This is a genomic window from Streptomyces sp. TP-A0356 (genome assembly GCF_001417775.1).
In the GTDB taxonomy this organism is placed as follows: domain Bacteria; phylum Actinomycetota; class Actinomycetes; order Streptomycetales; family Streptomycetaceae; genus Streptomyces.
Genome location: NZ_BBZJ01000018.1, coordinates 282,624 through 307,456, shown reverse-complemented (window position 1 = coordinate 307,456; position 24,833 = coordinate 282,624). Strand labels below are relative to the sequence as shown.

General features: G+C 69.8%; 20 protein-coding genes and 1 tRNA gene. 12 read left to right on the top strand and 9 right to left on the bottom strand.

The features are described 5' to 3' along the window. Positions 1-109: 109 nt before the first annotated feature. From ASC56_RS16535 to ASC56_RS16525, 3 genes are all read right to left on the bottom strand, one after another. The gene (locus tag ASC56_RS16535) at positions 110-805 is read right to left on the bottom strand and encodes a hypothetical protein (RefSeq protein ID WP_055492174.1); all 696 of its coding nucleotides are present in this window, start codon (positions 803-805) and stop codon (positions 110-112) included. Between the two features lie 137 nt (positions 806-942). After that, positions 943-1,515, bottom strand: coding sequence for a hypothetical protein (locus ASC56_RS16530; RefSeq protein ID WP_055492173.1), 573 nt, complete (start codon positions 1,513-1,515; stop codon positions 943-945). Positions 1,516-1,750: 235 nt separating this feature from the next. Continuing rightward, positions 1,751-2,296 (bottom strand): RNA polymerase sigma factor, encoded by a 546-nt coding sequence (locus ASC56_RS16525; protein ID WP_055492172.1) that lies wholly within the window; start codon positions 2,294-2,296, stop codon positions 1,751-1,753. 39 nt (positions 2,297-2,335) lie between these two features. On the opposite strand from ASC56_RS16525, the gene ASC56_RS16520 reads away from it, so the two are divergent. Together ASC56_RS16520 and ASC56_RS41200 are read left to right on the top strand one after the other, a co-directional pair. Next, a complete protein-coding gene (locus tag ASC56_RS16520; protein ID WP_199836007.1) occupies positions 2,336-3,313 on the top strand; it encodes a serine/threonine-protein kinase in 978 nt (325 codons plus the stop codon). A gap of 353 nt (positions 3,314-3,666) precedes the next feature. Next, on the top strand, positions 3,667-3,909 hold the full coding sequence (locus tag ASC56_RS41200; protein WP_055492170.1) for a hypothetical protein: 243 nt from the start codon (positions 3,667-3,669) through the stop codon (positions 3,907-3,909). Between the two features lie 15 nt (positions 3,910-3,924). Here ASC56_RS41200 and ASC56_RS16510 read toward each other — a convergent pair. Beyond that, a tRNA-Gly gene (locus tag ASC56_RS16510) sits at positions 3,925-3,998 on the bottom strand. A gap of 515 nt (positions 3,999-4,513) precedes the next feature. Here ASC56_RS16510 and dcd point away from each other — a divergent pair. After that, complete coding sequence (gene dcd / locus ASC56_RS16505; RefSeq protein ID WP_055492169.1) at positions 4,514-5,089, top strand: dCTP deaminase; 576 nt, start codon at positions 4,514-4,516, stop codon at positions 5,087-5,089. Between the two features lie 7 nt (positions 5,090-5,096). After that, entirely contained in the window at positions 5,097-5,606 is a 510-nt protein-coding gene (locus ASC56_RS16500; RefSeq protein WP_055492168.1) for a phosphoribosyltransferase, read from the top strand. Positions 5,607-6,259: 653 nt separating this feature from the next. Here the strand turns inward: ASC56_RS16500 and ASC56_RS16495 are convergent. Together ASC56_RS16495 and ASC56_RS16490 are read right to left on the bottom strand one after the other, a co-directional pair. Beyond that, entirely contained in the window at positions 6,260-7,585 is a 1,326-nt protein-coding gene (locus tag ASC56_RS16495) for a glycosyltransferase (protein WP_234376973.1), read from the bottom strand. A gap of 65 nt (positions 7,586-7,650) precedes the next feature. Beyond that, positions 7,651-7,872, bottom strand: coding sequence for a hypothetical protein (locus ASC56_RS16490; protein ID WP_159039666.1), 222 nt, complete (start codon positions 7,870-7,872; stop codon positions 7,651-7,653). A 297-nt stretch (positions 7,873-8,169) separates the two neighbouring features. On the opposite strand from ASC56_RS16490, the gene ASC56_RS16480 reads away from it, so the two are divergent. Then, positions 8,170-9,495 carry a UDP-glucose/GDP-mannose dehydrogenase family protein gene (locus ASC56_RS16480; protein ID WP_055492165.1) on the top strand — a complete coding sequence of 442 codons (1,326 nt, stop codon included), beginning with the start codon at positions 8,170-8,172 and terminating at the stop codon, positions 9,493-9,495. 146 nt (positions 9,496-9,641) lie between these two features. On the opposite strand, the gene ASC56_RS16475 is transcribed toward ASC56_RS16480, so the two are convergent. Both ASC56_RS16475 and wecB read right to left on the bottom strand, forming a co-directional pair. Continuing rightward, positions 9,642-10,613, bottom strand: coding sequence for a Yip1 family protein (locus ASC56_RS16475; protein ID WP_055492164.1), 972 nt, complete (start codon positions 10,611-10,613; stop codon positions 9,642-9,644). A gap of 344 nt (positions 10,614-10,957) precedes the next feature. Continuing rightward, entirely contained in the window at positions 10,958-12,235 is a 1,278-nt protein-coding gene (gene wecB / locus ASC56_RS16470) for a non-hydrolyzing UDP-N-acetylglucosamine 2-epimerase (protein ID WP_199836006.1), read from the bottom strand. Between the two features lie 517 nt (positions 12,236-12,752). Between wecB and ASC56_RS16465 the strand changes: the two genes are divergently transcribed. After that, complete coding sequence (locus tag ASC56_RS16465) at positions 12,753-13,385, top strand: WecB/TagA/CpsF family glycosyltransferase (RefSeq protein ID WP_199836005.1); 633 nt, start codon at positions 12,753-12,755, stop codon at positions 13,383-13,385. Positions 13,386-13,473: 88 nt separating this feature from the next. Continuing rightward, positions 13,474-14,715 (top strand): UDP-N-acetyl-D-mannosamine dehydrogenase, encoded by a 1,242-nt coding sequence (wecC, locus tag ASC56_RS16460; RefSeq protein WP_055492162.1) that lies wholly within the window; start codon positions 13,474-13,476, stop codon positions 14,713-14,715. Positions 14,716-14,808: 93 nt separating this feature from the next. On the opposite strand, the gene ASC56_RS38075 is transcribed toward wecC, so the two are convergent. After that, positions 14,809-15,573, bottom strand: coding sequence for a class I SAM-dependent methyltransferase (locus tag ASC56_RS38075; RefSeq protein WP_159039665.1), 765 nt, complete (start codon positions 15,571-15,573; stop codon positions 14,809-14,811). Between the two features lie 295 nt (positions 15,574-15,868). Between ASC56_RS38075 and ASC56_RS16450 the strand changes: the two genes are divergently transcribed. From ASC56_RS16450 to ASC56_RS16430, 5 genes are read left to right on the top strand one after another with little or no spacing between them, the layout of a single operon-like run. After that, positions 15,869-17,401, top strand: coding sequence for a glycosyltransferase (locus ASC56_RS16450; protein WP_055492160.1), 1,533 nt, complete (start codon positions 15,869-15,871; stop codon positions 17,399-17,401). A gap of 1 nt (position 17,402) precedes the next feature. Next, positions 17,403-19,322: an asparagine synthase (glutamine-hydrolyzing) gene (asnB, locus tag ASC56_RS16445; RefSeq protein WP_055492159.1), complete on the top strand. Its 1,920-nt coding sequence runs from the start codon at positions 17,403-17,405 to the stop codon at positions 19,320-19,322. Continuing rightward, positions 19,312-21,294 (top strand): alginate lyase family protein, encoded by a 1,983-nt coding sequence (locus tag ASC56_RS16440; protein WP_055492158.1) that lies wholly within the window; start codon positions 19,312-19,314, stop codon positions 21,292-21,294. The genes asnB and ASC56_RS16440 overlap by 11 nt, the downstream gene beginning before the upstream one ends. Then, on the top strand, positions 21,291-22,496 hold the full coding sequence (locus tag ASC56_RS16435; RefSeq protein WP_055492157.1) for a glycosyltransferase: 1,206 nt from the start codon (positions 21,291-21,293) through the stop codon (positions 22,494-22,496). Before ASC56_RS16440 ends, ASC56_RS16435 begins: the two co-directional genes overlap by 4 nt. A 1-nt stretch (position 22,497) precedes the next feature. Continuing rightward, positions 22,498-24,780 (top strand): bi-domain-containing oxidoreductase, encoded by a 2,283-nt coding sequence (locus tag ASC56_RS16430; protein WP_055492156.1) that lies wholly within the window; start codon positions 22,498-22,500, stop codon positions 24,778-24,780. Positions 24,781-24,833: the final 53 nt, after the last annotated feature.

Sequence of the window (24,833 nt, the reverse complement as noted above, 5' to 3'; positions counted from 1 at the left end):
GCGGGCCGCCGAAGCCGTGCCCCGACCAGACGTTCATCGGCTTGCCCGGACGGTTCCAGGGGCCGGGGCAGCACCCACGCGAACAGCTCCCGGAACCGCCCGGACCAGATCAGCCGGCCAGCCGGTTGACGGCACCGGCGGTGATGCCCTCCACGTAGCCGGGGTCGTCACTGGGCTGACCGGTGAGTTCGACGATGCCGAACCTGTGGCCGCTGCGGATCACCGCGACGCCGCCGGAAACCTTGCCGTCGCCGCTGAAGGCCGGGTACCAACTGCCCTCGCCGGCCTTGACGGTGATCGTGTGCCCCTTGCCGTAGTACCAGTGACCATGCGGCTCGTCCTGGCAGCCGCGCACCAGCTTGTCGAGCTGCTTCTCGTACGAGGCCGCCGATGTGTCGGTGGAACCGTCAGCGACGGATTCGGTCAGCGAGGTGCCTTTGGTGTCGAAGGACCAGGTCACGTCGGCATAGGCGGCGGCCTGCCCCTTGGTCAGCTCTCGCATCGTCTCCTCGCCGGAGCATGCCGAGAGAGCTTGCTTCCCGGTCAGGTCCACCGTCGCGCGGACCGGGGCCAGGCCCTGCTGGAAGAAGTCGTCACTCTGCATCAGGCCGGCGGAGCCGAGACCGGGTTCGGCAGGAGCGGCGGCAAGGGCGGTTGCCGACCGGCTCGCAGAGCTCGTGTCCGCGCCGACGGCGGGAAGCGCGCCGATGCCGACCGCTATCAGGGCGGCACCGACGGAGGCGGCTATTCCTGCGGTACGACCGCGACGCGCGAACTTCCTGCGGGCTGCCTGGTTGTCGAACATCTCATCTCCTGTCTGGTCGCGACGCGGTTGGCGTCGTCACACATCTGGGAGATGCCGGAGGTACGGGAGATGTTGGATGGCGATCTACCGCGGTCGATGTGACGTATGTCACGTCCACTGGTGGGGTGGTGGTGGTCTCAGAGCCGTGTCACGGCCGCACGGACGATCCGCGTCATCGCAGCCGTGTCCAGGCAGGCATCAACCTCCAGGACCCCGTAGTGCGAGCCGTTGCGGAGTATGGCGACGCCTCCACACGGCTCCTTGCCTCGTGGTGCGGTCCCTGTGGTGTTCAGGTCGCCGCCGTAAACACCCATCCAACTCGCGGTGATGTCCGCAGCGACGTCAATCGTGTGCGTCGGCCCGTAGATCCAGTGGGTGGCGGGCTCGCTCTGGCACGGCACCTCCTCCAACAGCAGGCGTTGCGCGTAGTTCTGAGCCAGTGCGCGGCTTCCGGCGTCGTCGGCGACTTCGCGTGCGACCTGATCGTCGATGTTCGCCGCCTCGGTGGGGTCGCCCTGGCCTGTGTCCTTGCTCGTCACCAACCCGCGGAAGTGCGCGTCGGACGATCCCAGCGTCTCGCCGAGGGTCTTCTCGCCGGTGCAGGCCGCATTGGCGTAGTTGCCGTCTCCGACGCGATCCCGCACGTAGATGCGCTTGGAGAGACCAACCTTCCTGAAGTCGGCCGCTGTCAACAAGTGCCCGTTCGTCATGGGCCCGCTCGCGGGCCTCGGCGTCGGAGAGCCGTTGCCCCGCGAGGACGCCGCAGCGCCTGGCGTCACCGTCGGGGTGGCCGGAGCAGAGGGCGCGGGCAGGACGAACCGGCCTGTCAACAGGCCGAGTCCGATGGCTACCGCCAGGATGACGACAATCGTCCGAGGACGCACGGCAGCACCTCCCGGTCCGCGGTCGAGCTGATGCCAGGTGAGAGCGGGAAGCCGGGGCGTCTCAGAGGCCACCGCCGAGGCGGTCCCGCATGAAGCGGCGGGCCTGATGGATGCGGTCCTTGACCGTGCCCAAAGGAGCGTCGGTGATCTCGGCGACCTGAAGATAGGTCAGGTCTCCGAGATCGCGGAGCACGAAGGACTCCACCAGGGCCGGGTGCCGCTCCTCCAGTGCGGCCAGCGACTCCATCAGGTCCAGGCGGGTCCCCGCGATGACGCTCGTCGTCCGTGGATCGACACCGTCGGGAACGATGGCATGACTGTCCTCCGCGCGTCGGCGCATCGAGCGATACGTGGACCTGGCGGCGTTCGAGGCGATCACTGTCACCCAGCCGAGGAACGAGCCTCGCCCGGTGTACTCGTGCAGATGTGTGCTGATGGACAACAGGGCGTCCTGCGCCGCCTCTTCGGCGTCGGCGTGGTGCGGAAGAAACCGGGAGCAGCGGCGCATCACGGTGGGCCGAAGCCTGACGAGGAGGCGGTCCAGGGACGCCCGGTCACCTGCCTGGGCAGACGCCACGAGCTGCGTCAGCTCATCCTCCTCGAGCACCCTGCTGTCCCCCCGCTATCGTCCGACCTGGACCCCACTGTGTCGCACGGAAGTTCCCGACTACAGCCGGCCACATCCGCCACATCGCCCCGGGAAAAATGTTGCCACATGCAGAAGCTAGGTCGTTATCTCCTTGAGGACAGGCTGGGAGCCGGTTCGTTCGCCACCGTCTGGAAGGCATACGACCCCGAGCTCGACACCGATGTCGCGGTCAAGGTGCTGGCCGACAACTGGGCGTCGAACGCCGATGTACGACAGCGCTTCCTGGCGGAGGCGAGGCTGCTCCGCAGGATTTCCAGCCCACGTGTCGTGCGCGTTCACGACGTCGGCGTCCAGGACGACCGGCCGTACTTCGTCATGGACTACGTCCGAGGCGGCACGCTGGCCGAGAAGACAGGGCACTGCCGGCCTGCGGAGGCGCTCCGGCTCGCGGCCGAGGCCGGATACGCAGTTCAGGAGCTCCATGACGCGGGCGTCATCCACCGCGACATCAAGCCGTCGAACCTCCTGCTCGACGCCGGCCGCACGCCTGCCGCCGTACTTGTCGCGGACCTCGGCAGCGCGAAGCAACTGGCCGACGCGTCGGGGCTGACAGTCACCACCGGCACTCCCGCGTACATGGCGCCCGAACAGGCCTTTCAGACGGGCGGGTTCGACGGCCGAGCCGATGTGTACGCCCTCGGTGTCGTCGCGTTCGAGTTGTTGACCGGACGCAAGCCGTTCGGGTCGGGCGGTCGCACAGTCCTTGTGACGCAGCAGGCGTCGACGACGTCGTTGCCGTCCCTTCCCAGGGAGCTGGGGGTTCCGGACGGCATCGAAACACTGCTTCGCGCTGCGCTGTCCGTTGAACCTGACGAACGACCGCAGACCGCGCAGGCGTTCGCGGACGCGCTGCTGTCACGGGAGGGAGAGGAGTGGGCGTCGGTCAGGTCTTCGGGGCCGACGCGCCTGATGGTCTGGCTTGCGGCGGTCGTCGTGTTCCTGATGACAGCGGTGCTGACCTGGTCGTTCCGCTGAACTTGCGGGTACCGGCTCCCATACAGAAGGTGCCGCCTGCTCGCGAGCGCCGCAGCAGGTTCCCGGACGACTCGCCGCAGCTCATGGTTCGCCTCGGTGCCTTCGGCCTGCTGGGGAGACATTGCTGTCCGCGGTGCACTGCTGGGCGAGCGGGCGCACCGCACCGGCCGCGCCCGCAGCGCGACGTACCGGTGACGAGTCCGCCCGCTTGCGGATCTCCTTGAGCCGCATGTTCGCCCTGTGGCCGGAGCTGTTCATCCAGCCGTCCATGACGTCTCGGGAGGTTGTACCCGTAGGCGACGTTCTCGCCCGCCGACCTGTACTCGTACCCGACACGAAAGAGCCGGCCGCTCATGGTCAAGCCGTCGGAGCCGGGCGCTTCTGGCCGTACGGCCCTGGACCACGACAACGAGTACTCGAACACGGCGGCCGACCGCCACGTCCAGATCGTCGCCGCGATGGTGCGTGACGGCCTGCATCTCCGCCGACGGACCGGAAGCCGGGGCGAAGGGAGCCCCGGCTCACTGGGTCAGGACCCCGGCGGGGCGGCGCGACTCGGCCCGCCGAGACCGGACAACAAAACCCCAGGCCGCTGACCTGGGGTTTCTCTCTGGAGCGGGTGACGAGAATCGAACTCGCGCTCTCAGCTTGGGAAGCTGATGTTCTACCATTAAACTACACCCGCGTAAGACGCCGGATCGCCCGGTGTCTGAACGCTCGCTCACTGTACCTCATGTCGGACCCCCGGTGCTCAAGCCGTGGGGTCCGGCGTCGTTGTGGGGTGTGGATGAGGCTGCGGCGGGCAGGAGTTGGGGCGTACGGTGGCGGTGGGGAAGAGGGGCTGTGTGTGGTCGGAGTGCCCCCTGGAGGGCCGTCCCTTTCATCCCGTAATGTGGCTTTCGTCGTCCGTCATGCAGGTGAGACGAAGGCTCTTGGGGAAGGGACTCTGAGGACTTGATGGAGCGCACCGTCGTCCGTTGTGCCGAGGGGCACGTGTTCAGCACCGCTTCGTTCCCGATGCAGCGGGCCGAGCGCCTCGGCCCCGGCCGGCTCGTCCGGTGTCCGCGCTGCGCCCGGCTCCGCAGTGTGGTGCCGGTGACCTTGCAGAAGCAGTAGCAGAAGCAGTAGTGGCATAGCGGTCCGGGCGCGTGGGGTCGCCACGATTGTGGCGACCCCACGCGCCTTGCGTATTCTCGGGGGGTGCTTCTCTCAGACAAGGACATCCGGACCGAGATCGACAAGGGGCGGGTCGTGATCGATCCATTCGATCCGACCATGGTCCAGCCCTCGAGCATCGACGTGCGGCTCGACCGCTACTTCCGGGTGTTCGAGAACCACAAGTACCCCCACATCGATCCCTCCATCGAGCAGGTCGACCTCACCCGGCTTGTCGAGCCCGAGGGCGACGAGCCGTTCATCCTCCACCCCGGGGAGTTCGTCCTCGCCAGTACCTACGAGGTCATCACCCTGCCCGACGATCTCGCGTCGCGGCTGGAGGGGAAGAGCTCCCTCGGGCGGCTCGGGCTCGTCACCCACTCCACCGCCGGGTTCATCGATCCCGGCTTCTCCGGTCACGTGACGCTTGAACTGTCCAACCTCGCCACCCTTCCCATCAAGCTCTGGCCGGGCATGAAGATCGGGCAGCTGTGCATGTTCCGGCTCAGCTCGCCGTCCGAGTTCCCCTACGGCAGCGAGCGGTACGGCTCCCGCTACCAGGGGCAGCGCGGACCCACCGCCTCCCGCTCCTTCGTGAACTTCCACCGCACCCAGGTGTGAGCGCGACATGACCGACGTACGAGAGAACCTGACCTACGAGGCGTTCGGGCGCGCCGTTCGTGAGCTCGCCCAGACCATCGCCGACGACGGCTACGAGCCCGACATCGTGCTCAGCATCGCGCGCGGCGGCGTGTTCGTGGCCGGTGGGCTCGCGTACGCCCTGGACTGCAAGAACATCCACTTGGTCAACGTGGAGTTCTACACAGGTGTGGGCACCACGCTCGAAATGCCCGTCATGCTCGCTCCCGTCCCCAACGTGATCGACTTCACCGACCAGAAGGTGCTGATCGCCGACGACGTGGCCGACACCGGCAAGACGCTCAAGCTGGTGCATGACTTCTGCCTGGAGACCGTCGCCGAGGTCCGCTCCGCGGTGATCTATGAGAAGTCCCAGTCCCTCGTGAAGTGCGAGTACGTCTGGAAGCGGACGGACGAGTGGATCAACTTCCCGTGGAGCGTGCTGCCTCCCGTCCGTAAGGCGGGGGAGCCGATCACTCCGTCCAAGGAAGCGCTCTGAGCAGGGCTTGATCGCCGGCCGCCGGCCGCCGGAGCGGAAGGGGCAGCGGTGCGGTCGTCCTCGTGTACGGGGCCGCCCGTAAGGGGCCCCGTAGTGGCCTCGTAGGGCGTGAGCATGCGGCCTTCCGCCGACGAGCCGGGGTGGCGGCCGAGGCGGTCATCCCGGCCGAGTAGGCGTTCCGGGCGGCCGGGCAGTCGGCCTTCCGGCCTTCCGGCTCTCCGGGCTTCCCGTTCCGGCTTTCCGGGCTTCCGTCCGGCTTTCCGGCTTTCCGGCTTTCCGGCCTTCCGGTCTCCGGGCTTCCGTCCGGCCTTCCGGCCAGCCGGGCTCCTGGTTATGTGGCAGGGCGTCGGGCGCACAGCCAGCGAACGCCCACGCCCCCGCCCGCCCCCGCCCAGCCCGTCCCCAGGAAACGCCGACGCCCCCGGTCACGCCGAAGCGCCCGTCGGCATTGACGGGCGCTTCGATGGTCGGCGGGCCGCAGTCACGCGGTCGTCGTCCGTCACGCTGTCGTCGTCGGTCACGTGCGCCTCGTCGGCGCCGCCGACGTTGGCGGTTGCGCGAACCCGCCGGTCATGCGAACCCGCCTAGTGCGAACCCTCCGGCTACGCGAACCCCCCGGCTACGCGAACCCTCCGGCTACAGGAACCCTCCGCCTACGCCGCCGTCGTCACCGAGTCGGCGAGTGCGACCTCGGCGCCGTTCTGGCGGGTTCCCCAGCCCGTCTTGGCGCAGGTGATGATGCCGTACCAGCGCAGCCAGCGCAGCACGGTCCAGGCCAGCAGGATGGCCGCGGGCATGGCGAGCCAGGTCACCACGCGGGAGCGGATGCGTTCGTCGGAGCGGATGATGCTCAGGTAGCGCAGGCCCTGGGCCCAGCCGATGAGGAACGGCACCACCAGCATGCTGGTGGGGGGCATGTTGTCGTAGGCGAGCGGTTCGACGACGAGCATCCAGAGGGTGACCACCTGGGTGAGGACCATCTGGGTCCAGCGCATCGTGTGCAACCAGAACGCCGGCCGCGTCGGTGTGAGGTAACGCATACGCCAGATGGAACGTATCGTCGAGCCACGCATCCAGCGCAGGTACATGCGATTGAAGTGCGACCATTTCTCCGGCATCGCGGTGAAGCAGATCGCCGAGGGCTGCTGGACGGTCAGTCCCCTCTCCTGCGCGTAGAGGGTGAGCATGCTGTCGTCGGAGAAGTTCACGGGGCGTCCCATGAACGTCTCGTTCAGGTATCCGTCGAGGTTGTCGCGGATAACGGCTGCTCGATAGGCGGCCAGTGGACCGGAGTTGACCATGACGGCCCCCACGGCGGACTGGCCGGAACGGTCGACGAGCTGGCAGACCACGAACCAGAGGTCGGTGATGCGTACGAGCCAGTTCGCGCGGTTGTTGGTCGCGATGACGATGCCGGCCACGGACTGAACCCGGGGGCGTGAGAACGGGATGAGGGCCTGTTCGATTGCCGTGGGCGCGAAACAGCTGTCGCTGTCGCAGGTGATGTAGATCTCGGCCTCGGGGCTGACCCGTACGGCGTGGGTCTGGGCGTGGCGCTTGCCGCCGTTGGGGACGCGCTGCCAGGTGGTGGCGACGCCCGCCTGCTGCGCGGCCTGCTCCCACCAGGCGCGTACGTCGGCGTAGTCCCCGTTGGTGGAGCCGTCGTCGACGATGTGGACGGAGTCCGGCAGGCGGGTCTGGCGCAGGAAGGACTCCAGACCGAGCTTGAGGTAGCCGGGATCCTCGTTGTAGACGGGGACGAGGACGGCCACGTGCAGATCGCGCAGTTGTCGCGCGATGCGCGGGGTGAGCCTCCTCGGACGTTCGAGGTGGTACATGAACGTCTGCAGCAGGAAGATGACGAACAGCGAGGTCCACACCACGGTCAGACGGCTCTGGCTCCGGCTGTCGTGGGCGAACGCGCTGAGCGCGTGGTGACCGGCCCAGGCTGCTGCCGCCAGCATGACGACGATCCCCATGAGGACCGTTGCGGACCGGTGCTGATGGGCCGACAGCACCGGTTCCTGGCGGGTGCTTGCCTGCACTAGCGGCGCCGGCGCCGGGAGCGGCCCTGCGACGCGGCGTCCTGGCCGACCGTGCCCTGCCCGGCCTCCAGGCCGGGGCGGTAACGGAAGCGCGCGACGAGGATCGCGCCGACCACCACGGCGACGGCGGCGGCGACCATCCAGCCGCCGAGCGGGTAGGTGATGCCGCCGATCACGATGGCGGGCATACCGGTCTGCGCAAGCTGTCCGTGTCCGGACATGGAGCTCCCCCCAAGGAGTTAAGAAACAGGAGTGAAGGAGTTGTGGAGGACGTGTATATCATGCGATTAGTTGAACCAGATACTTCATCTCGGAGTAGGAGACGATCTGGAGAAGTTGCAGCTGAGCGCTGCAGAATCGTTTACTCTCCTGCGCCGGGGCACACGCCCGGCCGACCGTCATCCGGACAGCTGCTGACGTCCCCTCACGCGCGTACCCCGCGAGCAACCCGAGGCCGCCCCGCCTGCCCCACACAGCGCCGACGCCTCCTCGACCCCCGACGAATTGGAGCATCCCTCATGGCGGGCAGCAGCCGCAGCGTTGCCGTCTTCGGCGCCGGATACATCGGCCTGGTCACGGCCGCGTGCTTCGCCCAACTGGGCCACCGGGTCACGGTCCGTGACATCCAGCCGGAACGCATCCGGCTGCTGCGCGCCGGGGATGTGCCCATCTACGAGCCCGGCCTGGGCGACATGCTGGCGCAGAACAAGGAGCGCCTCGTCTACACGCTCGACGCCGCCGAAGCGGTCGCGGAGGCGGAAGTCGCCTACATCTGCGTGGACACGCCGCCCACCGCGTCCGGCGACGCCGACCTGTCCCGGGTCTGGGCGGTCATCGACGCCCTGCGCGGGGCTTCCCATCTCGCCGCCGTCGTGGTCAAGTCGACCGTCCCGGTGGGTACCGGCTCGCGCGTCCGTGCCGCCCTGGACGAGGCGGGCCTGGAGCGGGTCGGCTACGCCTCCAACCCCGAGTTCACCGCGGAGGGCCGGGCCGTCGAGGACTTCCTGCGTCCCGACCGCATCGTCATCGGTACCGCCGACGAAGCCACGGCCGCCCTGCTGACCGACCTTCACGCCGGTATCGACGGTCCCGTCCAGAGGATGGACGTCGCGTCGGCCGAGATGGTCAAGCTGGCCTCCAACGCGCTGCTCGCCACCAAGATCACCTTCATCAACGAGAGCGCCACCGTGTGCGAAGCCACCGGCGCCGATGTCACCCGCGTCGCCGACGCCGTGGGCCTGGACCACCGCCTCGGCCGCCACTTCCTCAACGCCGGCCTCGGCTACGGCGGATCCTGCTTCCCCAAGGACTCCCGCGCCCTGCGCGCCATGGCGAGCAACACCGGCTACTCCTTCCAGCTCCTCAACGCCGTCATCGAGGTCAACGATCTCCAGCCCCGCCGCGCCGTCCAGCGTCTGAAGGCCGAGCTCGGCACCCTGAACCAGCGCCGCATCGCCCTGCTGGGGATGACGTTCAAGCCCGGCACCGACGACATGCGGGAGGCCCCGAGCACCGTCCTCGCCTCGCGGCTCCTCGCCGAAGGCGCCACCCTCACCTGCTGGGACCCGGTGGCACGCCCGGCCGACGCCGCACCCTGGAACGCGGCGGAGCGTCACCCGACCGTCGCGGAGGCCGTGACGCATGCCGATGCCGCCGTGCTCGTGACCGAGTGGCCCGAGCTCCGCGAGGTGGACTGGGAGGCGGTGCGCGACCTGATGCGCACGCCGCTGCTCTTCGACGGGCGCAACACGCTCGACCCGGCCGCCCTGGCCCGGGTGGGTTTCATCTGCATGAGCGTGGGGCGCGCCACCGCCCGTCCACGACGGGCTTCCGGATCGGAGTGATCGGGGACCCGCGGCCCGGCCGGTCCTGACCGGCGACGACGGACCGGTGCGGGGACGCGAAAGGGCCCCGGGGGACGCGGCGCCGGGGCCCGTGTGCGTGGCAGGCGAGGCTTGAGGCCTCGGTTAGAAGGTGCCCAGCTTCTCGGTCAGAAGGTGCCCAGCTTCACGATCGACAGGATCGCGATCAGCTGGATCGCCGACGCGCCCAGCGCCTTGGGCCACGGCAGGTCGTGGGACTTGGAGACCATCAGGGTCAGCAGTGCGCCCGCCGCGATCCAGGTCACCCAGCCCAGCAGCTGGACGAAGGGCGCGTTGCCGCCGAAGAACATCGCGACGACCAGGCGTGGCGCGTCCGTGATGGACATGATCAGCATGGAGAGGCCGACCGTGGGCTGCCAGGCCCCGTCGCCACCGAGCTGCCGGGCCAGGGTGTGGGTGACCACGCCCAGGACGAAGGAGCTGAGCACCATGGCCACGGACGTCGTCAGGACGATCGGGACCGCGCTGGACAGGGTGGCGTTGATCGCGTCGTGGCGCGCGCCGTCGAAGCCGAAGACCGCGAGCAGCCCGTACAGGAGGGTCACGATCAGGGCCGGGGCCCACATCGTGTAGTCCCGCATCTGCAGGAACGTCTGCGTCGGGGACATCACGATGCCCCGCAGCAGGTCCTTCCAGTGCAGGCGCGGACCGACCGGGGGCGCCGAGGCCTGGCCCGCGCGGTAGGTCTCGCCCTCGCTGTAGGGGTCCTCGCCGACGGAGAAGGCCTGGGTGTGGCCCGGGTTGTTGGCCGCGTAAGGATCCGGGGTCCGCGGGTGGCCCCGGCCGTCGTCGCCGAAGTACTCCGGCTCGCCCTGGCCCTGCGGCGCCTGCCACTGCGGGTGGCCGCCGTAGGGCTGTGCTCCGCCGTACCGCTGCTGCGGCGCGGAGGGGTAGCCGTACGACGGGCCCTGCGGCGCCTGCCGTCCGTACGGGGGTCGTTGCGGTCGCGCTTGAGGAGCGCGGTTGTCCCGGCCGCGCCCGATCCTGAATCCAGCCACGCTCTCGAACGTACCCGGTCCCGGAGGGCGATGTGCCGGGCCCGGGGCAACGGGCCCGGCTTTGCGGCCGACCTGTGACATCCCCTAGGGGGCCCCTGAAATGCAGAATCAGGGGGGTCTCAGTGGCCCCTCGGGGTTTCGGCGGACTGCACCGGGAAAGCCCCTGGCGCCTCCTAGTTCCGATGTCTACGGGCCGTCGTCCGGCCTCGGAACACCCGCCACCCGCCACCCGCCTCCCCCGACGCTGCCCGAGGTGGGCCCGCCCGCGGACATGAACCGCGACGGTGACGGCCTGGTCGGCCTCCGTGGAAGCTTGTTCAGGCCGTCCCCGTCGAGCGGGTCATGGTCGGGAAGCGGATCGGGCGGGCCGGGGTGCCGCGGCGGGCTGACTGCCCTGTGGTCACGGTGAGCGAGGGCGGCTGCTTTCAGGGGTGGCCGACGCCGCCCGACAGGGAGAGGCGGAGCCCGTCCCCTTCAAGACCGGCGGCCAGCGCGTCGTGTCGGCGAGACTGCGCCGGGACGTCGTCCCCGGCCGTGGCCGCGGCGGCCACGGCCGACGCCCCGATGAAGTCCGCCGGTGCGTCGCACAGTCCGAACCAGTGCCCCAGGGCCTGGACCATGCGCTCCGCCGCGCGCCCGTCACCGTAGGGATTCACGGCCTGCGCCATCCTGGCGTGCGCCACGGGGTCACGCAGCAATCGCGTCACCTCGGCCACGATGCGCGCGCCGTCGGTGCCGACAAGTGCCACGGTTCCCGCGGTCACCCCCTCGGGGCGTTCGGTGCTCTCACGCATCACCAGGACCGGCTTGCCGAGGCTGGGCCCCTCCTCCTGGACACCGCCGCTGTCCGTGAGGATGAGATGCGCACGGTTCATCAGATGGGCGAAGCCCTGGTAGTCCAGCGGCTCCACCACCCTGACGTTCTCCAGTCCCGCGACCTTGGGCAGGATGGCGGACCGTACGGCCGGGTTGCGGTGAATGGGGAAGACCACCAGCAGGTCGGGGTGGAGCGCGGCCAGGGTGGCGAGGGCGCCGCCGATGGACTCCATGCCTTCGCCCCAGGACTCGCGGCGGTGTGCCGTGACCAGGAGGACTCGCCGGGGGTCCTTCTCCAGGAGCTCCATGGTGGGGTCGGACGCCTGGTCGGCCGTGCGGTCAAGGGTCCTGAGCAGGGCGTCGATGACCGTGTTGCCGGTGACGACGACCGACTTCTCCCCGACTCCCTCGCGCAGGAGGTTCTGCCGTGCGTTCGTGGTCGGCGCCAGGTGCAGGTCCGCCAGCCGGGTGGTGAGCCGGCGGTTCATCTCCTCCGGGTAGGGAGCGTACTTGCTTCGTGTCCGCAGCCCCGCCTCCAGATGGAAGACGGGGATCTTCTGGTAGAAGGCGGCCAGCGCACCCGCCAGCGTGGTGGTGGTGTCCCCCTGGACGAGCACCGCGTCCGGCCGTTCCTTCTCGAGGACGGGCCGCAGCCGGTGCAGCGTGCGGTTGGTGATGTCGGTCAGAGTCTGCCCGGCGCTGAGGATGTCCAGGTCGTAGTCGGGTTCGATGCCGAACAGCCGATTCACCTGGTCGAGCATCGACCGGTGCTGTCCGGTGACCGCGACCAGCGGCTCGAAGCCGGCCGACTCCCGCAGCGCCTCGACAGCGGGGGCCATTTTGATCGCTTCCGGCCGGGTTCCGTAGACGGCCATGATTCGCTTCAAGTCTCTCCTCCGGCTGTGGGGTCACCGCACTCGTGCATATGCAGCTAGCTATCCCGCTGGACGAGGCCGGTGGTGAAGGCGGGCGCGTCAGTCGGCTGGCCGGACGAGGGAAATCGCCCTTTCAGGTCCTTGATGATCGGCCGGACCGTCGGTTCCGCCGTCCTTTCGACGGAGGGAGCCGTCTCCGTCGCAGCGTGACAGCGGCGCCCGGCGGTATGTCCCGGCGAGGCCGGCGCCGGTGCCCCAGGTGGTCCATTCGAGTTGCGTTACGGGCCGGTCGCGCAATTCAGGGACCGTATGGGTGGCACAGGCACATAGCGTGGCGAACACGTCCACTGTCCAGGCGGAGGCTATGGGGCCTGAAAATGTTCCCGCACCGATGGATCGGTCGACCCTCTTGAGCGAGACAGTTCCGGTCCCCATTTGCGGGGTTCCGGTGCACGCATTGACCCTGGCGGAAAGCGTCGCCGCGGCTGAAGAGTTGATCGCCGAAAGACGACCCCACCAACACGTGTCGGTGAACGCGGCGAAAATCGTCAGGGCCCGGCGGGATCCCGAACTGGCGCGCATCATCCGTTCCTGTTCCCTGATCAATGCCGATGGACAGGCGGTGGTGTGGGCCGGCCGCATTCTCGGACAGCCTCTGCCCGAACGGGTCACCGGTATCGACCTCATGCTCGCTCTGTGGGAACGCGCCGCGCGTGAGCACTACCGGGTCTTCCTGCTGGGCGCCGAGCCCGACGTGGTGAGCAGGGTGGCGGCCATCGCGGCGAGCCGGGGCGTGCACGTCGTCGGACAGCGCGATGGCTACTGGCGGGAGGAACAGGAGCAGGACGTGGTCGCCGCCGTCCGCGCGGCCCGTCCCGACCTTCTCTTCCTCGCGGTGCCGACACCGCGGAAGGAGTACTTCCTCGCCCGGCATCTGGTGGCACTGAACTGCGGCCTGGCGGTGGGCGTCGGCGGGTCCTTCGACGTGGTGGCCGGGATCCGGGCGCGTGCTCCCCGATGCATGCGCAGGGCCGGTCTGGAGTGGCTCTTCCGGCTCATGCAGGAGCCACGGCGTCTGTTCGCCCGCTACCTCGTCGGCAACACCGCCTTCGTCCTGATGGTCCTGCGTGACGTCGTGGCGCGGCGCACCCACCGTGGCTAGCACCGTGGCGGTTCCGCCCTTCTCGTCCTCTGGCGATGACCTCTTATCCCCTGTGCTCCCGCTTGACGAAGTTGAGAAAGGAACTCGTGTGTTCAGCACCGTCTCCGTCGTAGGGCTCGGATACATCGGGCTGCCGACCGCCGCCGCGCTCGCCACCAAGGGAGTGGACGTCGTCGGCGTGGACGTCAACCAGGCCACCGTCGATCTGATCAACGCCGGACAGGCGCCCTTCGTGGAACCGGACCTCGCCGTCGCGGTGAGCGGTGCGGTGGCGATGGGACGCCTGCGGGCCTCGTCGAAGGCCGAGCCTGCCGACGCGTTCATCATCGCCGTCCCCACTCCCGTGGGTGAGGACCGGGAACCGGATCTCTCCTACGTCCGGGACGCGGCGACAGCGGTGGCCGATGTGCTGCAACCCGGGGCGCTCGTGGTCCTGGAGTCGACGTCGCCACCGGGAACGACATTGCGGCTCTCCCGGTGGCTGGCCGAGCGTCGGCCCGACCTGACCTTCCCGCACAGCGCCGGCAGTGCCGCGGACGTGCACGTCGCACACTGCCCGGAGCGCGTCCTGCCGGGCAGGATCATGATCGAGATCGTCACCAACGACCGTCTGATCGGCGGGGTGAGCGAATGCTGCGGCGCTCGGGCGAAGGGCCTGTACGAGGTGTTCACCCAGGGGCGGTGCCATGTCACGGATGCCACCACCGCGGAGATCGCCAAGCTGAGTGAGAACGCCTTCCGGGACGTCAACATCGCCTTCGCGAACGAGCTTTCGATGATCTGCGACAGGCTCGGCGTCGACACCGCCGACGTGATCGCGCTGGCCAATCGGCATCCGCGGGTGAACATCCTGCAACCGGGCCCGGGAGTGGGCGGGCACTGCATCGCCGTCGATCCGTGGTTCATCGTCAGTGCGGCGCCCGAACAGGCCCAGCTGATCAGAACCGCGAGGCAGGTGAACGACACCAAGCCGGGGCACGTCATCGCCGAAGTGCGGAACACGGCCTCGCGGTTCAAGTCCCCCGTCATCGCCTGCCTGGGACTCGCCTTCAAGGCGAACGTCGACGATCTGCGGGAGAGCCCCGCCCTGCACATCGCGTCGGAACTCGCCCGGCAGGAGGTCGGCCGCCTGCTCGTGGTCGAGCCGCACATCGATGAACTGCCCGCCGTGCTGGCCGAGACGGGACAGTCCAAGCTCGTCGACCTCGAGGCCGCCCTCCACGAGGCGGATGTCATCGTCCTGCTGGTCGACCATGACGCGTTCCGTGCGGTCAAGCGGACCCAGCTGAGGGGAAAGGTCGTCTTCGACACACGGGGCATCTGGCGGTAATGCCCGGTGGGCGGCTGCGCAGGGTGTCCACAGTCGGCGCGGCGAGACGGAACCGGCCGGGCCGTCGGCCCGGCCGGTTCACCGCCGGCCGGTTCACCGCCGACCGGTCACCACGACGTACCAGCCGAAGGGGCGGAGCCGGTCCGACAGGAGGTAACCGCTCAGGGCCGGGTGCTCGGTGCGTACGCGGACGTCGTGGAATCGGGCGAACAGGTTCCGTGCGGCCTGCCGGCTGTAGAGACGCACGAGCGGGCGCTGTACCAGGTCGGCCGCTCCGTATTCCAGCTCCGCAAGGAAGTCCCGCCACGTCTGCGAACGCCAGCGGAACCGGACGATGTACTCGATGGCCTTCTGCGCGGCGAACATGCTGTGTTTGTGGTACAGCGCGACCATGAATGTCGCGCCCGGACGCATGACTCGCCACATCTCCTCGACCACGCGCTCCGGGTGGTCCGTGTGGTGCAGCACACCGAAGGAGTAGACACCGTCGAACGACTGGTCCGGGAAGGGCATGTCCTCGGCATCGGCCACCTGAGCGATTCCCGGACGTCCCTCGAGTTCCAGTCGTTTCTGAGTCAGCCGGGCGCCGCGGGAAGCCAGATCGATCGCGGCGGTTTCCCGGGCGATTCCGGCAATTACGGAGTGGTCGGTTCCTGCACCGCACCCGATCTCCAGGACACGCCCCCCGGCGGGTACCCACGAGCGCAGCAGGTCCGGAAGCCAGGGCTGTAGTGCATATCGACTGCGTGTCATTTGTTCGTAGAATTCTGGTGTTCCCTCTGGTGCGGCTGCGTGGTTGATACCCGCCGGATTCTCCGACCATTGTTTTGTCGCCGCTGTGCGCGCTTCGGTCTCCATGAACCGGATGCTACCCATTACGGCTGAAAAAGCGTCTCCCATGGGGCGGCGATTCCTGGTTCCGGGATGACTTTTGGGTATTCCGGTGTTGCAGGGCCGACAGAGGAAGTCGCGGCCGTATGTTGGCCTTCGCCCGAATGCGTACGGCCGTCCTCTGGAGGTTCCACTGTCTGCTCATAGCGATGGTCGAAGCGGTGGAGGCGGGGGATCGAGGTGGGCGGTCCTGGCCGAGTCGCGCTCCCAGGTCCATGAGGCGGGCCGCGTCGCCGCCCAGGTGCTCGGACAGGAACCGGTCATGGTGATGGCCGCGTCCGACGCCATCCGCAACCTCGGCGGATACCGGGCACAGCTGAGGCGGCAGGACGTGTCGGGTGTCGCGCTGCTCAGCAAGGACGCGGCGCGCAGAACGTTCGCCGGCCCCTACGACCTGGTGCTGGCGCTGGCGCCGGTGCGAGAACGCTGCGTCATCGACGCGCGCCCACCCGGCCGCACGCTGCCGGTCGGCGGCACCGGGCCCGTGGTGGCGCGCTGCGCCCGGGACGCCGCCACGGCCGGCCGTCTCCTCGTGAGGGGGCTGACCTCTCAGGTGGAGGGGCCACCGAAGAACCCATCCGGTACCGCTCCGGCCGGACGGTCCTGGATCCTCGCCCTGTGGCGGGACGCCCCGGACGCCGGGGCGGGCGGGGCCGTCAGTCATGTGGCGGGCATCCTCGGCGGTTTCCGGCAGCTCGGCTGGCGGGTGGCCCTGGTGACCAACGGCAGTCCGCCCGAACCGCTCCGGGCGGCGGTCGATGTCGTCGAGATGGCCGCACCGTTGCCCCGGGGGTCCCGGTTCACCAGGGAGTCGGCGTGGGTCGCCGCCAACGACGAGATGTGCAGGACCGCCCTCGACGTCGCCCGTCGTATGCCGCCTGCCTTCGTCTACGAGCGCAATGCCTTCCTGACCCGCGCGGGCGCCGATGTCAGCCGCCGACTGGGCACCCCCTTCGTCCTGGAATGGAACGCCTCGGCCGTCTGGGAGCACCGGCACTGGTACCGGCAGAGCCCCGCGAAGAAGTTCTTCGCGGCCCTCGGGGAGCGCTACGAGAGGTACACCACGAGGAGCGCCGATGTCGTGGCCGCGGTCTCGCGCGGTGCGGCGACGATGGCGACGGACGTGGGAGCCGATCCGGCGAGCATCGCGGTGGTGGCCAACGCGGTCGACGCCGCGGATGTTCCCGAACCGGCACCGAAGGACCCCCGCCCGGGCGCCCTGCTGGGATGGGCCGGCAGTTTCGGCCACTGGCACGGTGTCGAGGCGGCGATCGAATGCCTGTGCCACCTCCCCCGGGACGTCGAGCTGGTCATGGTCGGCGACGGGGAGCGGCGAGAGGCGTGTGAGCAGATGGCGGCCCGGCTGGGCCTGGGCGGCCGCATCACCTGGACCGGGAGTCTTCCCCGGGCCGAGGCCCTCCGGGTCCTGTCGGGCTGCGACGTCCTGCTGTCGCCCCATGTGTGGAAGGGAGATGGCGCGTTCTTCGGTTCACCCACGAAGGTGTTCGAGTACATGGCACTCGGTAGGCCCATCGTGGCCAGCCGTCTGGAGCAGATCGGCGAGATCCTCGTGGACGCGGTCACGGCGATGCTCACCCAGCCCGGTGACCCGAAGTCCCTGGCCGCCGGTGTCACAAGGGCGCTGGAACTGCCCGACCGGGGAGCGGCCATGGGACTCGAGGCACGTCGACAGGCACTGGCGGAGCACACCTGGGACAAGCGGGCGGCACAGATCCTCTCGAAGCTGTCCCTGCCGTCCCTTCCCGCCCCCCGGCCGGTCCTGGAGAGGGGCTGACATGTGCGGCATCGCAGGGATCTACGAGTACGGACGCGCGGTGGGGCGTGTCACCTCCGAAACGGTCACGCGGATGCGGGACACCCTGGGCCACCGGGGCCCGGACGGCGCCGGAGTCCACATCAGCGAGGACGGCCGGGTGGGCCTCGGTCATCGGCGGCTCGCCATCGTCGACCTGTCCCACGGCCTGCAGCCCATGTTCGGTGAGGGCGGGGAGTGCCTGGTCTTCAACGGGGAGATCTACAACTACCCCGCACTGCGCCGGGAACTCGAGGGCAGGGGCGCCCGTTTCCGCACCGACTGCGACACCGAGGTCATTCTGCACGCGTACCGGCACTACGGTGACGCGTGCGTCGAGCACCTCACCGGCATGTTCGCCTTCGCGCTCTGGGACCCCGGTGCCGAGCGGCTTCTGTTCGCCCGTGACCCGGTCGGGGAGAAGCCCTTCTACTGGACCGTCCAGGACGGCACGTTCCTGTTCGCGTCCGAGACCAAGGCGCTGCTGGCTCACCCACGCGTGACCGCCGAGGTCAACACCGCGGTTCTCGAGAGCTACCTGGCCAACCTTGTGGTTCCCTCCCCGGCGACCCTCTACCGCGGCATCAACAAGCTGCCTCCCGGGACTGCCGGCACGTGCGACGCCGGGGGCGTGCGGACATGGCGGTACCGCGACCTCGCCGAGGGCCGCACGTTCCTCGATGTGCCGTTGTCCGACGCGGCGGAGCGGGTGCGCACCCTGCTGGAACAGTCCGTGCAGGCCCGGCTGATGAGCGACGTTCCGGTCGGGGTCCTGCTCAGCGGCGGCTTCGACTCCACCGCGCTCGTCGCGCTGCTGCGCGACCGGGCCGAGGGCACCTCGACCTTCTCCGTGGGCTTCGGCGACGCACCGGAGCTGGACGAGCGGCACGAGGCGCGCTGGGTGGCCCGGCACTTCGGCACCGACCACCACGAGGTGACGGTCTCCCCCCGCGAGGCGCTGGAGACGCTGGCGGCCATGGTCCACCACCAGGACGAGCCGCTCGCAGATCCGGTCTGCATGCCCCTCGGCTTCGTCTGTGCCCTGGCCCGGCAGCGGGGTGTCCCCGTGGTGCTGGCCGGTGAGGGAGCCGACGAACTGTTCTGGGGATACCCGGGCTATGCGCGCGTGATGCGACGGCAACGCGAGCTGCAGATGTTCCAGAGGCTGCCCGTCGGCGCGCGCCGCCTCCTCGCCGGTGCGGTGCCCCGCTCCCGGCGCGGCAGGGCCTACGACATCCTCTCGGGCGCCGCGGCGGGCAGGCAGTACCCGATGCACTTCCCGCTCTGCATGCCCACGACCCTGCGCTCGGAGCTGCTGATCCCGCGTCAGTACGACCCGCCGCTCGTCCGGCCTCCGCTCGGCGACGGAGAGACCGGCCTGCAGACGGTGGCGTTCGACACCCAGCACTACGAGTTCACCCTCCGGCTGCCCGAGCTGCTTCTCATGCGCATCGACCGGTTCTCCATGGCGCACTCGGTCGAAGCCCGTGTTCCCTTCCTCGACCCCGAGCTCGTGGAGTTCGCCTACCGGCTGCCCGTCCACTACAAGTTGGACCGGGACCGCACGAAGATCGTTCTGCGACAGGCCCTCGCCGACATCGTGCCCGAGAGGGTGATGAAGCGGCGGAAGCAGGGATTCGGCGCCCCGATCGCGCACTGGCTGCGCGGCCCCATGGGGGACGCGCTCCTCGACCTGCTGGCCTCGCCCGCGATGGGCCGGTACTTCCGTACCCGGACCCTCTCCGAAATGGTCGCCGAGCACCGGGCCGGACGGGCGCAGCATGCGTGGTCCCTGTGGCCCGTCCTCAACTTCGCGGTGTGGCACCGCGTATGGGTCGAAGGCGTCCCGGCCGAGGAGCTGACGGACCGGATGATGAGCAGGTGCACCGTCGATGCCCGCTGACGGCACCGGCCACCACTCCGCCGGAACCCGGCGCCTGGTGCGCCTGCGTCGGCTGGCCGTCTCGGCCGCCGCGTTGCCGCCCGGTGTGCTGGCCGCCGAGGCGGGGTGGCGGATCATGCGTACCGGGGCCAGGAGACTCGAGGACGGACGGGAACGGAGGGCGGGGGCGCGCCCGCCGCTCCCGGAGCCCTGGAGGCCCTTCCTCCTCGGCGGCGTCGGCACGCGTTCGAAGGTGGAGCCGAGTCCACTGGAGCTCGAGGAATGCCTGCGCGAGGCGGACGCGGCGCTCGACGGCAGGTTCACCGTCCTCGGTTACGGACCCGTGGCGGTCGCCCCGCGGGAGCGGGGCTGGCACCAGGACCCCGTCCACGGATTCACCTGGCCGGCCCGGCACCACCGTTGCCTGGCCCCCGTCCCGGGCCGCGCCGACATCAAGGTTCCCTGGGAGGTGAGCCGGCTCCAGTGGCTGACCGCCCTCGCGCGCGCCCACGCCCACACCGGTGACACCCGGTACCGCGACGGTGCGGTGGACCTGCTCCGTTCGTGGGCCGAGGCGAACCCCGTCGGCTCGGGGCCGAACTGGACCAACGCGATGGAGGCGGGAATCCGCGCGGCCAACCTCGTGTGGTCCGCCGAGATCCTCGATGACCCGGAGCTGACCGCTCTGGCCGGTGGGATGCTGCGCGGCCATGGATGGTTCATCCTGGCGAACCTCGAGTACACCCCGCGCCTGACCAGCAACCACTACCTGGCCGATCTCGTCGGCCTGGTCCATGCGGGCGGGGCTCTGCGCCACAGCACCGCCGGGCGCCTCTGGCTCCGGACGGGCTCCCGGCAGTTGCAGCGGGAAGTCCTCAAACAGTTCCACGAGGACGGCTCCAACTTCGAGGCCTCCACCGGGTACCACCGTCTCTCGACCGAACTGGCTCTCCTGGGGCTGCTCGCGCTGCGGCGCCTGGGCATCCCCGTACGTCCCGAGGTCCGGGAACGCGTGCTGTCGGCGGCCGGGGTGCTGTCCGCTCTCACCAAACCCGACGGGCTGATTCCCGCCCTGGGCGACGACGACAGCGGTCTGGTGGTCGGCCTGCAGTCCGGCCGGGACCCCCGTGACCCGTCCCCGGTTCTGGCCGCCGCGACCGTCATGAGTGATTCGGGTCCTTCCCGGGAAGTGGCGGAACCCGCACCCGAACTGGCGCAGTGGTGCGGGGCGCGGGCCGGTGGCGTCGACGCCCGGACACGGGCCACGTCCTTCCCGGGGGCCGGCTGGTACGTGCTGGCCGACGGGCCGTACTGGTGTCTCACGGAGTGCGGGGGCGTGGGACAGCACGGCAACGGCGGGCACGGGCACAACGACACGCTGTCGTTCGTGCTGTGTGTGGACGGCCGGGAGATCGTCACGGACCCCGGAACCGGCGTGTACACCCCCGATCCGGATCTGCGGAACCTCCTGCGCGCGACCCGCTCGCACTCCACGGTCGAAGTGGACGGTGAGGAACAGAACCACATCGATCCCGAGCTGCTGTTCACCTTACGGAATGACGATCACGCCCGCGTGGTCCATCACCACAGGGACAGCGGTGGCCGACAGGTCGTGGAAGCGGTCCACGAGGGTTACCGCAGGCTCGGCGATCCGGTGGTGCACCGGCGCCGCTTCACCCTCGACCGGCACGGGCTGACGGTCTCGGACGACATCGACTGCGGCGCCGGGCACACCCTCGTGGTCAGCCTTCCCCTGGCGCCGGGCGTGTGTGCCGAGCCGCGTGGCGGCCACACCTTGCTGTTCGCCGACGACGCGGTGGTGAGGCTGGAGCAGACCGCCGGACCCCAGCTCTCCTTCCGTGTCGAGGAGATGCCGTGGTCGCCCGCCTACGGCCGGGTCGTCACCACACACGTCCTCCGCGCCACCCTGCGGGTCGAGGGCCCGGTCACCTGGTCGGTGCGGTTCTGCCTGGCGGACGGAGCGCAGGGATGAAGATCCTCATGGCGGTGGTGTCGGACCTGCGCAGCGACGCGCGCGTGCGACGGGAAGCGGCCTCCCTGGCCGCGGACGGGCACCGGGTACGGGTCGTGGGCTTCGACTCGGGGGTCCGGCGTCGGACCGCCATGGTCGAGGAAGGCGTCCGCTACGAGGTCCTGCCGTTCCCACGGAGGAACCTGCCGAGGCCCCTGCGGGTGGGCCTGGCGGGTCTCGGCATCCTGCGCGCGGCACTGCTCATGGGCCGCGGTGAGCCGGACGTCGTGCACTGCCACAACCTCCATCTCAGCCTGCCTGCCCTACTGGTCGCCCGTCGTCGCCGCGCCGCGCTGGTGTACGACGCACACGAGCTGGAGGCCTGTATGCACCGGTGGCCGGTGCGGCAGGTGATCGAGTGGTGGGAGCGGGCGGTCTGGCGGCGCTCGCGGGCACGGATCACCACCAACGCCTCGCGCGCGGCCTATCTGGAGAAACTGCACGGGGACCGGCCCGTCGTCGTCGGCAACTACCCCCGTACACCGGACGCCGACGTCGAACCGAAGGATCTCCGCCGCCGGCTGGGCATTCCGCGTGACCGGCTCGTGCTGATCTTCCAGGGGGGCTTCTATCTGGACTCCCGCTGCTTCGACACCGTCGCGGCGGCGCTGCGGGATCTTCCGGAGTGGCACTGGGTGATCATCGGGTTCGGCAGCGACGACAGCGTACGGAAGCTGCACGAGATCGTCGCGGAGTGCGGCATCGAGGACCGCACCAGCATCCTCCCCGCGGTCCCGGTGGACGAACTGCTCTCGTACACCGCGGCGGCGGACGTCGGCGTCGTCGCCCTCACCAACGCACATCTCAACTGCTACCTGGGCGACACCAACAAGCTCTTCGAGTACCTGATGGCCGGTCTGGCCGTGGTGGGCAGTGACTTCCCCGAGGTCCGCAGGGCCCTGCTGGGCAATGGGATCGGCCCGGCGGGTGCGCTCTTCGACCCGGCGGAGCCCGCGTCGGTGGCCCGCGCGCTGCGCGAGGCCGCCGATGGCCTGGAAACGTTCCGGCGCAACGCCGAGAAGCTGCGCGGCACCTACTCCTGGGAGACCGAGAGCAGGACCCTGACCCGCCTGTACCGTGCGCTCGCCTCTCGGGCAGACGCACGGCCCGAAACCGAACAGGGGCGGCCGGCTGAGCCGTCCAGTCTTCCGAAAGGCGCTTGACGTGAAGGCAGTACTGCTGTCGGCCCGGGACGGTTCGATCAGCGTGGAGGAGATGCCGCCCCCGGTGGCCCAGTGGGGCACGGTGCTGATCCGCAACACCTACTCGCTGATCAGCGCGGGCACCGAGCGCGCGACCCTCGAGACGGGCGCCGGCAGCCTCCTGAGCAAGGCACGGCAGCGTCCCGACCAGGTCCGGCAGGTCCTCGACACGGCGCGGCAACTGGGCGTCGTCGAGACCTACCGCATGGTCCAGGACCGGCTCGACCGGCCCATGACGCTCGGGTACTCCTGTGCCGGTGTGGTGATCGCGGTCGGGGAGGGGGTGGACGACCTCACCCCTGGCTTGCGTGTGGCCGCGGGCGGAGCCGGTTACGCCTCCCACGCCGAGATCGTGGCCGTGCCGCGCAACCTCGTCGTGCCCGTACCGGACGGAGTGGAGGACCGCTGGGCCGCGTTCGCCACCGTGGGCGCCATCGCACTCCAGGGAATCCACCAGACCGAGGCGCCCGCGGGGTCCCGTGTCGCGGTGATCGGCCTCGGACTGGTGGGGCAGCTCACCCTGCGGCTGCTGCGGGCCTACGGGTACGACGCGGTCGGCGTGGACCAGGACCCCGCGGCCGTCGAGGCGGCGCGAGCGGCCGGATTCGTCGCCCACCCCCGGGAGACGGAGGACCTCCCCGGGACCGTCGCGCGGCATTGGCGCGGGGCACGGGCGGACGCGGTGCTGGTGACCGCGGCGACCTCGAGCACGGATCCGGTGGAGCTGGCCGGGAGTCTGGCGCGGGACCGGGCCACCGTGGTCATCGTGGGAGACGTCAAGGTGGCCCCGCCCCGGTCGTCGTACTACCACAAGGAACTGACGGTCCGTTACTCACGGTCGTACGGACCCGGACGCTACGACCCGCGCTACGAGGAGGCCGGCCAGGAGTACCCGGAGGGCTACGTGCCCTGGACCGAACGCCGTAATCTGGCCGAGGTCCTCAGGATGGTGCCGAGCCTGGACCTGGAGAGCCTCGACCCCCATGTCTTCGCCGTCGAGGACGCCGCCGAGGCGTACCGCGTCCTGAACACGGTACGGCCCCGCCGGCGCCCCGCTCTGCTGCTGCGCTATCCCGGCACCGCGAAGGTGAGCGAGCCGCCGCGCCACCAGGGCGGGTCCGCCAGGTGGTCACCGCCTGCCGCGGAAGCGAGGATCGCCGCGATCGGAGCCGGGAACTTCGCCACCAAGATGCTCTTCCCGCATCTGCGCCGTGAACAGGGTGTCGGCTTCTCCTGGGTGACGAGCGCACGAGGCCTGACGGCCGTCCAGCAGAGCAAGCGCTGGGGGTTCCGCGATGTCGCGGAGAGCGCCGAGCACGGGCTCGCGGCGGCCGACGCCGACTGTGTCATGGTGCTGTCCCGTCATGACAGCCATGGGCGCTACGCGGCAGAAGTGCTGCGCCGCGGGATCGCGTTGTACTGCGAGAAGCCCGTGGGCCTCTCGGAGCAGGAGCTGGAGGAGGTGGCGGCCGCCTGGGCCCGGTCCGGCGCCCCGGCCCTCGCCGGTTTCAACCGGCGGTTCGCCCCGGCCGTGCGGGAGTTGCGTGCCGCCCTGCCCGAGGGGGCGCCGCTCCAGGTCGTTCATCGGGTCTTCGCCGGCCGGCTGCCCGACGACCACTGGTACTTCGATGACCGGCAGGGCGGCCGTCTGCTCGGCGAGGTCTGCCATTTCATCGACACCGCGAACTTCCTCGTGCCTGGCGGGCCGGTGAGCGTGACCGCGACGGGCGTCGACAGCAGGGACCCGGTGTCGGCCCAGAGCGTCACCCTGCAGATCACCTACTCGGACGCGTCGACCGCTTCCATCGTGTACGGCGGGACCACACCGCCCGGGGCCCCCAAGGAGCTCATCGAGGTGGCCTGTGACGGTGTCGCCGCCCGGATCGAGGACTTCGCTTCCTTGACGCTGTGGAAGCGGGGGAAGAAGTCGGAGTCGCTCTACCGGGGAGCTCCGAAGGGACACGCCGAGGAGATGCGGGCCCTGACACGGCTGCTGAGGGGCGAGAAGGTCGCTGAGGCGGACTTCCGGCTGGCGTTGTGGAGCTCGCTGGTGGCATGCCGCGCGGCTGCCGCCCTCGCGGAAGGCGGCCAGGTCGGGACCGCGCCGGCCACCCCGGCGCTCGCGGAGGCCCTCGGCTGCACACCCCCCGGCGCTGGAGCCGGGAGTGCCGTGGGTGTGGTCCCGGAGCAGGCCCTTGCCACGCCTCAGGGCGCCGTGGGCACGACAGGGAATTCCGGCGCATGAGTTCCCGGGGCGCGGCCGCCGTACCGGTGGCTGCGGCGCCGAGTGCGACGACG

Bases quoted from the DNA above. Each gene is read 5' to 3' on its own strand.
- ASC56_RS16535 (WP_055492174.1), bottom strand. From the start codon at position 805: ATGTTCGACAACCAGGCAGCCCGCAGGAAGTTCGCGCGTCGCGGTCGT.
- ASC56_RS16530 (WP_055492173.1), bottom strand. From the start codon at position 1,515: ATGACGAACGGGCACTTGTTGACAGCGGCCGACTTCAGGAAGGTTGGT.
- ASC56_RS41200 (WP_055492170.1), top strand. From the start codon at position 3,667: ATGGTCAAGCCGTCGGAGCCGGGCGCTTCTGGCCGTACGGCCCTGGAC.
- ASC56_RS16500 (WP_055492168.1), top strand. From the start codon at position 5,097: ATGACCGACGTACGAGAGAACCTGACCTACGAGGCGTTCGGGCGCGCC.
- ASC56_RS16495 (WP_234376973.1), bottom strand. From the start codon at position 7,585: ATGGGGATCGTCGTCATGCTGGCGGCAGCAGCCTGGGCCGGTCACCAC.
- ASC56_RS16490 (WP_159039666.1), bottom strand. From the start codon at position 7,872: ATGTCCGGACACGGACAGCTTGCGCAGACCGGTATGCCCGCCATCGTG.
- ASC56_RS16480 (WP_055492165.1), top strand. From the start codon at position 8,170: ATGGCGGGCAGCAGCCGCAGCGTTGCCGTCTTCGGCGCCGGATACATC.
- ASC56_RS16475 (WP_055492164.1), bottom strand. From the start codon at position 10,613: ATGTCACAGGTCGGCCGCAAAGCCGGGCCCGTTGCCCCGGGCCCGGCA.
- ASC56_RS38075 (WP_159039665.1), bottom strand. From the start codon at position 15,573: ATGGAGACCGAAGCGCGCACAGCGGCGACAAAACAATGGTCGGAGAAT.
- ASC56_RS16450 (WP_055492160.1), top strand. From the start codon at position 15,869: ATGGTGATGGCCGCGTCCGACGCCATCCGCAACCTCGGCGGATACCGG.
- asnB (WP_055492159.1), top strand. From the start codon at position 17,403: ATGTGCGGCATCGCAGGGATCTACGAGTACGGACGCGCGGTGGGGCGT.
- ASC56_RS16440 (WP_055492158.1), top strand. From the start codon at position 19,312: ATGCCCGCTGACGGCACCGGCCACCACTCCGCCGGAACCCGGCGCCTG.
- ASC56_RS16435 (WP_055492157.1), top strand. From the start codon at position 21,291: ATGAAGATCCTCATGGCGGTGGTGTCGGACCTGCGCAGCGACGCGCGC.